This window comes from Streptomyces sp. NPDC007808 (genome assembly GCF_042868655.1).
Lineage (GTDB): Bacteria > Actinomycetota > Actinomycetes > Streptomycetales > Streptomycetaceae > Streptomyces.
The window spans coordinates 331,190-344,043 of the sequence record NZ_JBIAEQ010000008.1 but is presented as its reverse complement, the minus strand read 5'-3'; the positions used below and the strand labels follow the sequence as shown (position 1 = coordinate 344,043).

The window sequence follows — 12,854 nt, the reverse complement described above, 5'->3', positions numbered from 1 at the left end:
GAAGAGCGGTCCGCCGGGCCCGTGCACATCGGGCGCACAAGCAGGAACATGGTCCTGTAGAGGTGGGACCCAGGAACGCTCCGTGAGGACCCATGGATGCTCCGCGAGAGGGAACGGCGGCGCCCGCGTCCGCAGGACAGCGCGCTGTCTTCGATGCGTCCACCGACGCCGTGGCGGTGGTCGACGCGCGCGGCGTGGTGATCGGCTGGACCCGGGCCGCCGAGGACCTCCTCGGCATCCCCGCCGCAGAGATCGTCGGCGCCCCGGCCGCACGCCTGCTGGCGATGCCCGGCGATCCGGTACGGGCGGCCGGCGTCGCGGAGCGCTGCCGGGCCGGCAAGGGCTGGAGCGGGCTCATCCGGCTGCGGCACCGCGACGGCCGCAGCGTCGAGGCGGACCTGCGGGTCTCCGCCTCCTTCCAGCTGGGCGCCGACGAGTGCTTCCTGCTCTCGGCACGCGAACAGCGCCCGCAGTGGACCGTGGGCCGGTCCCTCCTCGACGGCTTCCTGACCCGCGCCCCGGTCGGCATGGCCGTGCTGGACACCCAGCTGCGCTACCTCTGGCTGAACGAAACCCTGGAGCGCTTCGGCGGTGTGCCCCGCCAGCAGCGGCTGGGCCGCCGGCTGAGCGAACTGCTGCCCGGCCTGGAGACGGACGCCATCGAGGGCCTGATGAGCAAGGTCATCGAGACCGGCGTCCCGGTCACCGACTACGAGTACGTGGGATGGAGCTGGGCCGACCCCCACCGTCAGCACGCCTACTCCACCTCGTTCTTCCCCCTCGTGGACGCCGACAACTCGATCACCGGCGTCGGCTACATGGTCCTGGACGTCACCGAGCGATGGAACGCCCGCCAGCTGCTCGCGCTGGTCAACGAGGCCGGCACCCGGATCGGCACCACGCTGGACGTGCTGCGCACCGCTCAGGAGCTCGCCGACTTCGCCGTACCGCGCTTCGCCGACTTCGTCGTCGTCGACCTCCTGGAGCCGGTCCTCAGCACCGACGGGCACGGCGCGTGGCTCCCCGACGCCGGCCCCGCACCCGCCGGGCCGGTGATGCGCCGGGCCGGAATGAGCTCGGTGCGCGAGGGCTGCCCGGAGGCCGTGGTACGGATCGGGGAACCGGTGGACTTCGTGCCCCCGCCGCACGACGCCCACGTGATCGTCGACGGCGACCCGATCCTCATCCCCGTCCTCGACCCCTCCGACGAGGCGTGGGCCACCGAACAGCCCGCGCGAGCTGCCAGCATCCGCGAGTTCGGCCTGCACTCCCTCATCTCCGTGCCGATGAGGGCCCGCAACACCGCCCTCGGCCTCGCCACGTTCATCCGGTCCCTCAACCCCGCCTCCTTCCAGCCCGACGACGTCCTCGTCGCCCAGGAACTGGTGGCCCGCGCCGCACTGTGCGTCGACAACGCCCGCCGCTACACCCGGGAACACACGGCCGCGGTCACCCTGCAACGCAGCCTGCTGCCCCAGGCCCTGACCGGCGGTACGGCACTGGAGGTGGCCTCCTCCTACCTCCCGGCGGACCCGAGCGACGGAGTCGGCGGCGACTGGTTCGACGTCATCCCGCTGTCCGGCGCCCGCGTGGGCCTGGTCGTCGGCGACGTCGTCGGCCACGGGATCACCGCGGCGGCCACCATGGGCCGGCTGCGCACCGCCGTACAGACCCTCGCCGACATGGAGCTGCCGCCCGACGAGCTGCTGGCCCACCTCGACGACCTCGTGCTCCGGCTCAGCGAGGAGCAGACGGACGGCGGGACGACCCACAGCGCGACCGCCTTCCAGGGCGCGACCTGCCTGTACGCCGTCTACGACCCGGCCACCCGGCGCTGCGCCATGGCCCGCGCCGGCCATCCGCCCCCGGTCGTCGTCGCACCCGACGGTCAGGTCTCCTTCCCGGAACCCCCTGCCGGACCACCGCTCGGGCTCGGCGGCATGGGGTTCGAGGCCGGCGAGATCGAACTCGCCGAGAACAGCCTGCTCGGCCTGTACACCAACGGCCTGGTCGAGTCCGCCGACGGGGACATGGAACGCGGCATGACCCGGCTCGGTGAACTGCTGTCCCGGCGCGGCCTCGACCTCGACACCCTGTGCGCGACCGCGGTGCGCCACCTCCTGCCCGTACCGCAGCCCGACGACATCGCCCTCCTCCTCACCCGCACCCACGCCCTGGGCCCGGATCACATCGTCTCCTGGGACGTGCCCGTGGACCCGGCCGCCGTCGCCGACATCCGGGCCCTGGCGACCCGACAGGTGGAGGCCTGGGGCCTCGGAGAACTGGCCATGACGACCGAGCTGATCGTGAGCGAGCTGGTCACCAACGCGATCCGCTACGCCGAACCACCCATCCGCGTACGGCTCCTGCGCGACTCCCGGCTGACCTGCGAGGTCGCCGACGGCAGCAGCACCGCGCCGCGGCTGCGCCACGCCCGCAGCATGGATGAGGGCGGCCGCGGCCTGTTTCTGGTGGCCCAGCTCACCCATCGCTGGGGAGCCCGCTACACGGCCGGAGGCAAGGTCATCTGGGCCGAGCAGGAGACCCCCTGACGGGCGATCACGACAGCGCGCCGTACGCCGACCGCAGCGCTGCCGCCTGCAGACCGGGGTGGTGCTTCACGACGACGCAGCGGTGAGCCGGGCCCGAGTGTCCCGGGCCCGGCTCGATGGCCGAACTGGATCAGCTACCACTGATGGTCGTCAGCCGTGGTGCTCGTTCGAGTGGTGCTCGCCCTTCTTCGAGTGGTGCTCGCCCTTCTTCGGGTGGTCGGGCTTCTTGGGGTGGTCGGGCTTCGACGGCAGGTGGGGCTTTGACGGGAGGTCGGGCTTTGCCGGGAGGTGCGGCTTCGAGGGAAGGTCGGGCTTCTTCGGGAGTTCCGGCTTTGCGGGGAGTGCGGGCTTGGCCGGGAGTGCGGGCTTTGCGGGCAGTTCCGGTTTCGCCGGCAAGGCGGGCTTGGCGGGGAGTTCCGGCTTTGCGGGGAGTGCGGGCTTGGCCGGGAGTGCGGGCTTTGCGGGCAGTTCCGGTTTCGCCGGCAAGGCGGGCTTGGCGGGCAGTTCCGGCTTCGCGGGGAGTGCGGGCTTGGCCGGGAGTGCGGGCTTCGCGGGCAGTTGCGGCTTGGCCGGCAAGGCGGGCTTGGCGGGGAGTGCGGGCTTTGCGGGCAGTTCCGGCTTGGCAGGAAGTGCGGGCTTGGCCGGGAGGTGTGGCTTCGAGGGGAGGTCGGGCTTCTTGGGGAGATCCGGCTTGGCCGGGAGTACGGGCTTTGCAGGCAGCGCGGGCTTGGCAGGCAGTTCCGGCTTCGCCGGCAAGGCAGGCTTGGCGGGAAGGACAGGCTTCGCCGGCATCGCAGGCTTGGCGGGAAGAACGGGCTTGACGGGGTGAGCCGGCTTGGCCGGAAGAACGGGCTTGACCGGGAGTTCGGGCTTGACGGGGTGAGCCGGCTTGGCCGGAAGAACGGGCTTGACCGGGAGTTCGGGCTTGGCGGGCTTGACCGGGTGGACCGGGTAGGCGGGCTTGACCGGGAGTTCGGGCTTGGCGGGCTTGACCGGGTGGACCGGGTAGGCGGGCTTGACCGGGTGTACGGGCTTGGCGGGCTTGACCGGGTGGACCGGGTAGGCGGGCTTCCCAGGGTGCACGGGGTGAGCCGGCTTCGCATGGTGGATCGGGTGGGCCGGCTTCGCCGCGTGCGCGGGGTGGGCGGGCTTCGGTCCGTGGGCCGGGTGGGCGGGCTTCGCCGGGTACGGGGGGTGCGGGGTGGTGTGGTCTCCTGCGGAGGCAGTGCTCGCGCTCCCCAGTGCGGCTGCGGCCAGCGCGGCAGCCATGGCCGCCGGCACCAGAACAGATCGCCATCTCGGCGATGGTGTCATCTTCTCCACTCTCCTCGACTTGGGTCAGGGCCTAGTGACAACTCGTCAGCACCAAGAGCCGGACAGTGGAATGAATAGGAAATCGGGTGATATGAATAACGCGGCGGCGCCCATTAGTCACCGGATGGTGTAGTACTCCGAGCCCTGGTTGACCCGGGCGGCGGCGAACCCCACCTCGTCCCACGGCGCCGACGGGCCCCTCGGGTGAGGCCACCGCGCTCCGCCCGCAGGAGGCCGGCCGCACGGTCGAGGTGAACGGCCCGTACTGCTCCATGGATTACCGCGGCCACGGCGTCCAGGTGGCCACGCACATGAGAGTTCCGCAGCGGCACCGGCCCGATCTCCTGCAGTTCGGCGCCGTCCGCTTCACGGCCGAGGACCCGGGGGCATGGCCGCACGTACCTGTCCGACAACGGTGTTTCCACGGACGATCTTTAATGACACCCTGACGAACGCCCGGGATCCCGCATCACCGGGACGGGGACACCGGAAGGAAGCGCAGGCATGATTGAGTGGGTGTCACTCGGTACCGGAGCCCGGCCCGTTCCCAAACCCGCGGCCACGCCGCTGGTGTGGGCCGCCGCGTCCGGCGGCGCACTGCTCCTGGTGGCCCTGCTGAACTTCCTCGTCGGCATCGGACGCCCCTCGCTCGCCCTGGTCGTGCTGTCCCTGCTCGCGGCGTTCCTCGGGCTGCGCGCCCACTTCGCCGCGGCGCCCGGTACGGCCGTCCTGTGCTGGCTGTTCCTCAACGGCTTCGCCATCCCGCCGGCCGGCACCCTCACCTGGGCCGGGCACCGCGACACGTTCTGGCTCTCCTGCCTGCTCGCCGCCACCCTCCTCGGCACGACCCTGGCCCGCCTCCTGCACGCCCGCGCCGCCTACCGCCGCGTCCGGTCGGGCGGCGGCGACGCCCCGCCCGACCCGTACCACGACCCGATCGACCGCTGAACCCGCCCGGGGGCCGGAGCGCCGCCGTCCTGCCCGTCCCTCACCTGGCACCCGCCCTCGTCGTCGGCGCCGTGGTGTCCGGCGTCGTACGGCCGGCCTCACGCCCGCGTGCGCAACGGCGATGCGCGGGGGGCGACCCGACCGAGGAAGCGCAGGCCACTGCCCCGTAAAGTGCCTCTTCGTTGCCCTGCCGAGCCCGAGGAACCGAGCCGTGACCTCCGTGAACCCCGCCGATGCCGCCGGACCCGCCGGAGCCGGAACCGCCCGGCCCGTCGCCGTGACCGTCGTCGGGATCGGAGCCGACGGCTGGGCGGGCATCCCGGAGGCCTCCCGCACCGCGCTGCTCGACGCCGAGGTCCTCATCGGGGGGCCCCGCCAACTGGACCTGCTGCCGCCCGAGTGCCCGGGGGAGCGGATCTCCTGGCCCTCACCCCTGCGGCCGGCCGTCCCCGGCCTGCTCGCCGCGCACGCAGGCCGCCGTATCGCCGTCCTCGCCAGCGGCGATCCGATGTTCTACGGCATCGGCCGCGCCCTCACCGAGGTGCTCGGCGCCGGTGCCGTACGTGTCCTGCCGCACCCCTCCTCCGTGTCGTACGCCTGTGCCCGCCTCGGCTGGCCGCTGGAGGACGTGGAGGTCGTCACCCTGGTCGGCCGGCCCGCCGCCCGCCTGGCCGCCGCCCTGCACGAGGGCCGCCGGCTCCTGGTGCTCAGCGCCGACGCCACCACCCCCGGGGAGGTCGCCGCCCTGCTGCGGGACCGCGGCTTCGGGCCGAGCCGGATGCGCGTGCTGGAACAACTCGGCGGCCCGCGGGAACGGATCACGGCCGAGGACACCGCCGACACGTGGTCCCAGCCGCCCGGCGACCCCCTCAACCTGATCGCCGTCGCATGCCGGCGCGCCCCGGACGCACCCCGCCTGGGCGCCGTACCCGGACTGCCGGACGCCGCCTACGCACACGACGGCCAGCTCACCAAGCGCCATGTCCGCGCCGCCACACTGGCCGTTCTCGCGCCCGCCCCCGGGGAACTCCTGTGGGACATCGGCGGCGGTTCCGGCTCGATCGCCGTGGAGTGGATGCGGACGCACCCCTCGTGCCGGGCGGTCACCGTGGAGCGCGACCCGGTACGGGCCGAGCGCATCGGACGCAACGCCGAGCGGCTGGGCGTCCCGGGACTGCGCGTGGTCACCGGTGCCGCACCCGCCGTCCTGGCCGAACTCCCCGCTCCCGACGCCGTGTTCATCGGCGGCGGGCTCACCGCGCCCGGCCTGCTCGACGCCTGCTGGGAGGCGCTGCCCGGCGGCGGGCGGCTCGTCGCCAACACCGTGACACTGGAGTCGGAGGCACTGCTGACCGACGCCTACCGGCGCCTGGGCGGCGAACTGACCAAGCTCGCGGTGGCCCACGCCGTCCCCGTGGGCGGCTTCACCGGCTGGCGGCAGGCGATGCCGGTGACGCAGTGGGCCGTGGAGAAAACCCTCGATTCCCTTCCTGGAGCAGACAGATGACCGTGTACTTCATCGGTGCCGGCCCCGGCGCCGCCGACCTGATCACGGTGCGCGGCGCCCGTACGCTCGCCGCCTGCCGGGTCTGCCTGTACGCGGGCAGCCTGGTGCCGCGCGAGCTGCTGGCCGAATGCCCGCCGGACGCACGGCTGGTGGACACCGCGCAGCTCAACCTCGACGAGATCACCGCCGAGTTGCTGCGCGCGCACGAGGAGGGGCACGACGTGGCCCGGCTGCACTCCGGGGACCCCTCGGTGTTCAGCGCGGTCGCCGAGCAGATGCGGCGGCTGGACGCGGCCGGGGTGCCGTACGAGGTGGTGCCCGGCGTGCCCGCCTTCGCCGCCGCCGCGGCATCCCTGAAGCGGGAGCTGACCGTGCCGACGGTCGGCCAGAGCGTCATCCTCACCCGCGTCGCCAACCGCGCCACCGCCATGCCCGAGGGCGAGGACCTGGCCACCCTCGGACGCAGCGGGGCGCTGATCGTGCTGCACCTGGCGGCCAAGTACGTGGACCGGGTGGTCGAGGAACTGCTCCCGCACTACGGCGCCGACTGCCCGGCCGCCGTCGTCGCCTACGCCTCCCGCCCCGACGAACTGATCATCCGCGGCACGCTCGACGACATCGCCGGGCAGGTGAAGGAGGCCGGTGTCCTGCGCACCGCCGTGATCATGGTCGGTCGGACGCTGGGCGCGGAGCAGTTCCGCGACAGCCACCTGTACTCGCCGGAGCGGGAGCGGCATGTCTGCTGACCCCCTGATCCGGCGGCGGGCCGCGGCGGGGGACGCGGAGCGCCTCACGGCGATGGTCCGGGAGTCCGGCGCCCACCAGGGGTCGTACGCCTCGATCCTCGCCGGCCACCGGGCCACCCCCGCTTGTCCCACCCGGGGGTTCCACCGGCGGACCGGCGCCCAGCGGGTCGGCGCGATCGCACCGTCGCCGCCGGCGGTCACCTGGGAGCGCCCCGACCTGTGGTTCGCGCTGTCCTGACCCCCGCCTACCGCACCGCGCTGCGGCCCACGATCGTCCCCGCCCGGTCGATGCAGATCACGTCGACCGCGACGGGGGCGCCCCGCAGCACGGCCAGGGCCTCGTCGCGGGCGGTGACCGCCACGAGATCGCCCAGCGGCACGCCGGCCGCCGCGCACGACTGGAGGGCGGCCAGGCCGGTGTTGGCGCGCGCGACCTCGGTGACCAGGGCCTCGTCGGCACCGCCCCGGCGGGCCAGCTCGGCCAGGAAGCCCTTGTCCACCTGGGAACGGGCGGAGTGCAGGTCCAAGTGGCCCGCGGCGAGCTTCGACAGCTTGGCGAAGCCGCCGCAGATCGTGAGGCGGTCGACCGGATGGCGGCGTACGTACTTCAGGACCGCGCCCGCGAAGTCGCCCATGTCGAGCAGGGCGTCCTCGGGCAGCCCGTACGTGGCCACGACGGTCTTCTCCGAGGTGGAGCCGGTGCAGCCGGCCACATGCGTCCGCCCGGCGGCCCGTGCCACGTCCACCCCGCGCCGGATGGAGTCGATCCACGCCGAGCACGAGTACGGCACCACGATGCCCGTCGTGCCCAAAATGGACAGCCCGCCCAGGATGCCGAGGCGGGGGTTCCAGGTGGAGCGGGCGATCTCCTCGCCGTGGTCGACGCCGACGGTGATCTCGACGTCGCCGCTGCCGCCGTACCGCCCCGCGACCAGGGCGACATGGTCGCGCATCAGCTGCCGCGGCACCGGGTTCACGGCCGGTTCGCCGACGGCCAGCGGTAGTCCGGGGCGGGTGACGGTGCCCACGCCGGGGCCCGCCCTGAAGACGACGCCGGCTCCGGCGGGCAGCGCCCGCACGGTGACCCGCACCAGCGCGCCGTGGGTGACGTCCGGATCGTCGCCGGCGTCCTTCACGATCCCGGCCGTCGCGGACCCGTCCGCGCGTTCCTCGACCGCCAGCGCGAAGGACGGCGTGTGGCCCTTGGGCAGCGTGATCGTCACCGGATCGGGAAACTCGCCGGTGAGCAACGCCGTGTACGCGGCCGTCGTCGCCGCGGTCGCGCAGGCACCCGTGGTCCAGCCGTGCCGCAGCCCGGTGTGCTTCAGTTGGGCGCCACGGCCGCCCTTGGCCTCGCTGCTCATGCCTCACTCTTGGGGGCGTCTCGGAAATCTTCGGAACTCTGGGAAATACAGGAACTCTTCGGAAGGAAACCGGACTTCGTGCACGTACTGATCCTGGGCGGAACCACCGAGGCCCGTCGCCTGGCCGAACTCCTGGCGGCCGCCGCCCGGCCCGAGCTGAGGGTGACGAACTCCCTGGCCGGACGCGTGACCGCGCCCCGGCTGCCGCCCGGCGAGGTACGAGTGGGCGGCTTCGGCGGGGCCGAGGGGCTGGCCGCGTGGCTGCGGGAGCACGAGGTGGACGCACTCATCGACGCCACCCACCCCTTCGCTCGGACGATCAGTTTCAACGCGGCGCGGGCCGCCGCCACCGCCCATGTTCCCCTGCTCGCGCTACGGCGTCCCGGCTGGGTCCCGGTGGAGGGCGACCAGTGGCACGAGGCCGGCTCACTGGAAGAGGCGGCCGGACTGCTGCCCGCACTCGGCCGACGCGTGTTCCTGACCACCGGACGCATGGGCCTGGCGGCCTTCGCGGCCCTGGACGACCTGTGGTTCCTCGTACGCTCCGTCGACGCGCCCGAACCGCCGCACCCGCCCAGGATGGAGGTGCTGCTCGACAGGGGCCCGTTCACCCTCGACGGTGAACGCGAGCTGCTGCGCCGGCACCGCGTCGACGTCGTGGTGACCAAGGACAGCGGGGGAGCGGCCACCGCGCCGAAGCTGACCGCTGCCCGCGAGGCCGGGCTGCCCGTGGTCGTGGTGCGCAGACCGCCGGTGCCCGAGGGGGTGCGGGTGGTGGCCGATCCCGAGCGGGCCGCCGAGTGGATCGCGCGGCGGTAGCGCCCGCAGGCCGGTGACGAGGGGCGTCCACCCGCCGTGCCGCCGACGGCTGCGCGAACGCCTCCCGCACCTGGCGCGCCGGCGCACGCCCGTCGCTCTCAGACCTCCGGATAGCGGCGTGGCGTCCAGACGACCTCCTCGCCGTCCCCGCGCCGCACGACCCGCGACTGAGAGGAACCGACCAGCAGGATGGTGCGCATGTCGACCTCGGCCGGGTCGAGGTCCGCCAGCCGTACGATCCGCACCCGCTCACCGGATCCGCCGACGTCCCGCGCGACGACGACCGGCGTGTCCGGCGCCCGGTGCTCCAGCAGCAGTTCGCGGGCCTTGCCCACCTGCCAGGTGCGGCTGCGCGAGCCGGGGTTGTACAGGGCCAGCACCAGGTCCGCCGAGGCGGCGGCGCGCAGCCGTTCGGCGATGACCTCCCAGGGCTTGAGCCGGTCGGACAGCGAGAGGGTGGCGTAGTCGTGCCCGAGCGGGGCACCGGCGCGCGCGGCGGCGGCGTTGGCCGCGGTCACCCCGGGCAGTACCCGTACGGGAACGTCCGCGTACTCCTTCTGCGAGGCGACCTCCAGCACGGCCGTGGCCATCGCGAAGACCCCCGGATCGCCGCCGGAGACGACGGCCACCCGCCGCCCCCGCTGGGCGAGTTGCAGCGCGAACTCGGCGCGCTCGGCCTCCACCCGGTTGTCGGAACCGTGCCGGTGCTGACCGGGACGGACCGGCACCCGGTCCAGGTACGTCGTGTAACCGACGAGATCGTCCGCGGCGGCCAGCGCGCCCCGCGTCTGAGGCGTCAGCCACAGCGGGCCGGCGGGCCCGGTGCCGACCACCACCACCTCCCCCCGCTCCCGCACCGGGGGCTCGGCGTCGACCCGGCTGGGCAGCACGGCCACCGAGAAGTACGGCACCGACTCCGCGTCCACGTCGGCCAGTTCGGCGAGGCGCTCCCCGGCCATGGTGGCCCGCTCGACGTACCGAGCCTCGTCCAGCCGCCCCGAACTCGCCAGGGCGCCACGCACCTTGCTGAAGGTACGGCCCAGCTTCATCACCACCGCCGCGTCGGTCGCGGCGAGTCGCGCGGTCAGCTCCTCCTCGGGGAGGGTGCCCGGCAGGATGGTGAGCACCTCCTCGCCCTCGGCCAGCGGGGTGCCCAGCCGGGCCGCCGCCGCGGACACCGAGGTGACACCGGGGATGACCTCGGTGTCGTAGCGGTCGGCGAGCCGCTTGTGCATGTGCATGTAGGAGCCGTAGAAGAGCGGGTCGCCCTCCGCGAGGACGGCGACCGTCCGGCCGGCGTCCAGGTGCACGGCCAGTCTCGCCGACGCCTCGGCGTAGAACTCCTCCATGGCGCCCTTGTAGCCGCCGGGATGGTCCGTGGTCTCCGTGGTGACGGGGTAGACCAGCCGCTCCTCGATGTGGTCGGCCCGGATGTGCTTCGCCGCGATGGAGCGGGCGATGGACCGGCCGTGCCGGGCGCTGTGGTACGCGACCACGTCCGCCTCGGCGATGACCTCGACGGCCCGCACGGTCATCAGGGACGGATCGCCGGGGCCGAGCCCGACGCCGTACAGCTTCCCGCTCACTCTTCCTCACTCGCGATCGCGTTGAGCGCGGCGGCGGCGATGGCGCTGCCCCCACGACGGCCCCGTACGACCAGGTGCTCCAGGCCCGACGGGTGATCGGCCAGGGCCTCCTTGGACTCGGCGGCGCCGATGAAACCGACCGGCACGCCTATGACCGCGGCGGGGCGGGGCGCACCCTCCTCGATCATCTCCAGCAGCCGGAACAGGGCGGTGGGCGCGTTGCCCACCGCGACGACCGAGCCCTCCAACCGGTCCCGCCACAGCTCCAGCGCGGCGGCGCTGCGGGTGGTGCCGAGCCTCGCCGCGAGCTCCGGGACGGCCGGGTCGGACAGGGTGCACAGCACGTCGTTGCCGGCGGGCAGCCGCTTGCGGGTCACGCCGCTGGCCACCATCTGCACGTCGGTGAAGATGGGCGCGCCGGCGCGCAGGGCCGCACGGGCCCGGGACACGACCGCGGGGGTGTAGGCCAGGTCCCGTACCAGGTCGACCATCCCGCAGGCGTGAATCATCCGGACCGCGACCTGGCTGACGTCGGCGGGCAGGCCCGCGAGGTCCGCCTCCGCGCGGATCGTGGCGAAGGACTGGCGGTAGATGGCCGCGCCGTCCTTCTCGTAGTCGTACGTGGTCACGGTGTTCTTCTCGCTGCTCTCGGTCGTGATCCGGCTCATGAAGTGATCGCCGCCAGGGCGGCGGCGAGGTCGCGGCTGTCGTCCAGTAAGGCCGCGCGCGGCTGTCGTCCCGCCGTGACGGCGGTGAGCTGGTAGCCGCCCTCCGGGGTGGCCACCACGTCGATCCGGTCGCCCCGGGGATGTCCGCAGCGCCGCTCGCATCCGGACCAGTACAGCGGCACCGGCGCACCGCCCGCGGCGGCCAGGCCACGTTCTGCGTCGGCTCGTACGTCGGCCAGGGACTTGGCGCAGCCGGGCCGGCCGATGCAGGCGCCGACCCGCAGCCAGGGGGAGGCGGGGTCGGTGACGAGACCGGCGGCGGCGAGCCGGGCGAGCGCGCCCGCGGCGTCGTCCGGGCCCACTCCCGGGACGGGGACGACGACACCGCGCCAGGGAGTCAGCCGCAGCTCGTCCACCGCGGCCCGCCTCAACTCCCGCCACTGCCGCGGTGTGAGCCGGCCGAGCGGAACGTGTACGCACAGGGCGGCCCCGACGATCCCCGGAGGCGGCCCCTGCGTCACGTCCGCGCCGACCGAAGCCCGCAGCGCGGCGCGGATGCCGTCGGCGGCCAGCGCGCGCCGGACCTCCTGCACCAACTCGTCCTGGGAGAAGGGGAGTTCACTGATCCGCCAGACGCGTGCCCCGCGGTCCCGGGCCAGCGCGAGGAACGTCTTCGCCGCCACCAGGGCGGCACGTGGCGCGTCCTCGCCGGACACGTACAGGCACTCGCCGGCCGAGCCCAGGCCGAGCAGCGCGCCCCCGTCCGCGACGGCCCGCACGGTCACGTCGGCGCCGAGCCCGGCCACGTCTGCGCGCCCGTCGTCCAGCGCGAACAGGAACCGCCCCGACAGCGCCCGTGCCGCCGGGCTCGCGCACAGCGCCTCGTCGAGCGCCGACAGCCACGGCCGTACATCGCGCACACCGCGTCCGTCGAGGCCGGACAGCGGCGAGGCGACGATGTTGCGGACCCGTTCGTGCTCGTGCGAGGGCAACAGGCCCGCCGCGTCGAGCACCTCGGTGAGCTCCGCACCGCACGACTGACGAAGTCCGCGCAGCTGCACATTGCCCCGCGAGGTGAGATGAAGATCACCATCGCCCAGCCGTTCGGCCGCGTCCGCGAGCGCCTCGGCCTGCGCGACGGTCAGCACTCCGCCCGGAATCCGGACCCGCGCCAGGGCGCCGTCGTCCGCCGTATGCAGCCGCAGCGTCCCCGGGCAGGCGTCGCCGCGGCCCCGTGAGACCGCTGTGGCCTGGGGCGATGAGGGGACGGCAGGCGTGGACATGGCGGCGAGCATACCGACCGCCGTAGGAGCGGTACGCCCCGCCCTTTTCAGGCGACCCTTACTATGC

11 protein-coding genes are annotated in these 12,854 nt (G+C 73.8%); 6 read left to right on the top strand and 5 right to left on the bottom strand.

Going from position 1 to position 12,854, the window contains the following annotated elements; all coding sequences use genetic code 11:
• The first annotated feature begins 92 nt into the window (after positions 1-92).
• On the top strand, positions 93-2,552 hold the full coding sequence (locus ACFYNL_RS29925; RefSeq protein ID WP_388808541.1) for a SpoIIE family protein phosphatase: 2,460 nt from the start codon (positions 93-95) through the stop codon (positions 2,550-2,552).
• Between the two features lie 150 nt (positions 2,553-2,702).
• Here the strand turns inward: ACFYNL_RS29925 and ACFYNL_RS29920 are convergent, their stop codons facing one another.
• On the bottom strand, positions 2,703-3,821 hold the full coding sequence (locus ACFYNL_RS29920) for a hypothetical protein (protein WP_388808539.1): 1,119 nt from the start codon (positions 3,819-3,821) through the stop codon (positions 2,703-2,705).
• Between the two features lie 549 nt (positions 3,822-4,370).
• Here ACFYNL_RS29920 and ACFYNL_RS29915 point away from each other — a divergent pair.
• The 4 genes from ACFYNL_RS29915 (at position 4,371) to ACFYNL_RS29900 (ending at position 7,305) form a co-directional block, all read left to right on the top strand.
• On the top strand, positions 4,371-4,814 hold the full coding sequence (locus ACFYNL_RS29915) for a hypothetical protein (RefSeq protein WP_388808537.1): 444 nt from the start codon (positions 4,371-4,373) through the stop codon (positions 4,812-4,814).
• Positions 4,815-5,034: 220 nt separating this feature from the next.
• Positions 5,035-6,321, top strand: a complete 1,287-nt coding sequence (gene cbiE, locus ACFYNL_RS29910; RefSeq protein WP_388809091.1) for a precorrin-6y C5,15-methyltransferase (decarboxylating) subunit CbiE — start codon at positions 5,035-5,037, stop codon at positions 6,319-6,321.
• A complete protein-coding gene (cobM, locus tag ACFYNL_RS29905) occupies positions 6,318-7,067 on the top strand; it encodes a precorrin-4 C(11)-methyltransferase (protein WP_388808534.1) in 750 nt (249 codons plus the stop codon). Before cbiE ends, cobM begins: the two co-directional genes overlap by 4 nt.
• On the top strand, positions 7,057-7,305 hold the full coding sequence (locus tag ACFYNL_RS29900) for a hypothetical protein (protein ID WP_388808532.1): 249 nt from the start codon (positions 7,057-7,059) through the stop codon (positions 7,303-7,305). The genes cobM and ACFYNL_RS29900 overlap by 11 nt, the downstream gene beginning before the upstream one ends.
• A 7-nt stretch (positions 7,306-7,312) precedes the next feature.
• On the opposite strand, the gene ACFYNL_RS29895 is transcribed toward ACFYNL_RS29900, so the two are convergent.
• The gene (locus ACFYNL_RS29895) at positions 7,313-8,431 is read right to left on the bottom strand and encodes a cobalt-precorrin-5B (C(1))-methyltransferase (protein ID WP_388808529.1); all 1,119 of its coding nucleotides are present in this window, start codon (positions 8,429-8,431) and stop codon (positions 7,313-7,315) included.
• Positions 8,432-8,509: 78 nt separating this feature from the next.
• Here ACFYNL_RS29895 and ACFYNL_RS29890 point away from each other — a divergent pair, with 78 nt between their 5' ends.
• Positions 8,510-9,250 carry a cobalt-precorrin-6A reductase gene (locus ACFYNL_RS29890; RefSeq protein ID WP_388808527.1) on the top strand — a complete coding sequence of 247 codons (741 nt, stop codon included), beginning with the start codon at positions 8,510-8,512 and terminating at the stop codon, positions 9,248-9,250.
• 98 nt (positions 9,251-9,348) lie between these two features.
• On the opposite strand, the gene ACFYNL_RS29885 is transcribed toward ACFYNL_RS29890, so the two are convergent.
• Genes ACFYNL_RS29885 through cobG form a run of 3 tightly spaced genes read right to left on the bottom strand, consistent with a single transcriptional unit; the run spans position 9,349 to position 12,799 of the window.
• On the bottom strand, positions 9,349-10,836 hold the full coding sequence (locus tag ACFYNL_RS29885) for a precorrin-2 C(20)-methyltransferase (protein WP_388808525.1): 1,488 nt from the start codon (positions 10,834-10,836) through the stop codon (positions 9,349-9,351).
• Entirely contained in the window at positions 10,833-11,504 is a 672-nt protein-coding gene (locus ACFYNL_RS29880; protein ID WP_388808522.1) for a precorrin-8X methylmutase, read from the bottom strand. The genes ACFYNL_RS29885 and ACFYNL_RS29880 overlap by 4 nt, the downstream gene beginning before the upstream one ends.
• On the bottom strand, positions 11,501-12,799 hold the full coding sequence (gene cobG / locus ACFYNL_RS29875; protein WP_388808521.1) for a precorrin-3B synthase: 1,299 nt from the start codon (positions 12,797-12,799) through the stop codon (positions 11,501-11,503). Before cobG ends, ACFYNL_RS29880 begins: the two co-directional genes overlap by 4 nt.
• Positions 12,800-12,854: the final 55 nt, after the last annotated feature.

What these genes read in the sequence shown, in the direction of transcription:
- cobG (WP_388808521.1), bottom strand. Translation starts at nt 12,799, where the DNA reads ATGCTCGCCGCCATGTCCACGCCTGCCGTCCCCTCATCGCCCCAGGCC.
- ACFYNL_RS29895 (WP_388808529.1), bottom strand. Translation starts at nt 8,431, where the DNA reads ATGAGCAGCGAGGCCAAGGGCGGCCGTGGCGCCCAACTGAAGCACACC.
- cobM (WP_388808534.1), top strand. Translation starts at nt 6,318, where the DNA reads ATGACCGTGTACTTCATCGGTGCCGGCCCCGGCGCCGCCGACCTGATC.
- ACFYNL_RS29920 (WP_388808539.1), bottom strand. Translation starts at nt 3,821, where the DNA reads ATGGCTGCCGCGCTGGCCGCAGCCGCACTGGGGAGCGCGAGCACTGCC.
- ACFYNL_RS29880 (WP_388808522.1), bottom strand. Translation starts at nt 11,504, where the DNA reads ATGAGCCGGATCACGACCGAGAGCAGCGAGAAGAACACCGTGACCACG.
- ACFYNL_RS29925 (WP_388808541.1), top strand. Translation starts at nt 93, where the DNA reads ATGGATGCTCCGCGAGAGGGAACGGCGGCGCCCGCGTCCGCAGGACAG.
- ACFYNL_RS29900 (WP_388808532.1), top strand. Translation starts at nt 7,057, where the DNA reads ATGTCTGCTGACCCCCTGATCCGGCGGCGGGCCGCGGCGGGGGACGCG.
- ACFYNL_RS29915 (WP_388808537.1), top strand. Translation starts at nt 4,371, where the DNA reads ATGATTGAGTGGGTGTCACTCGGTACCGGAGCCCGGCCCGTTCCCAAA.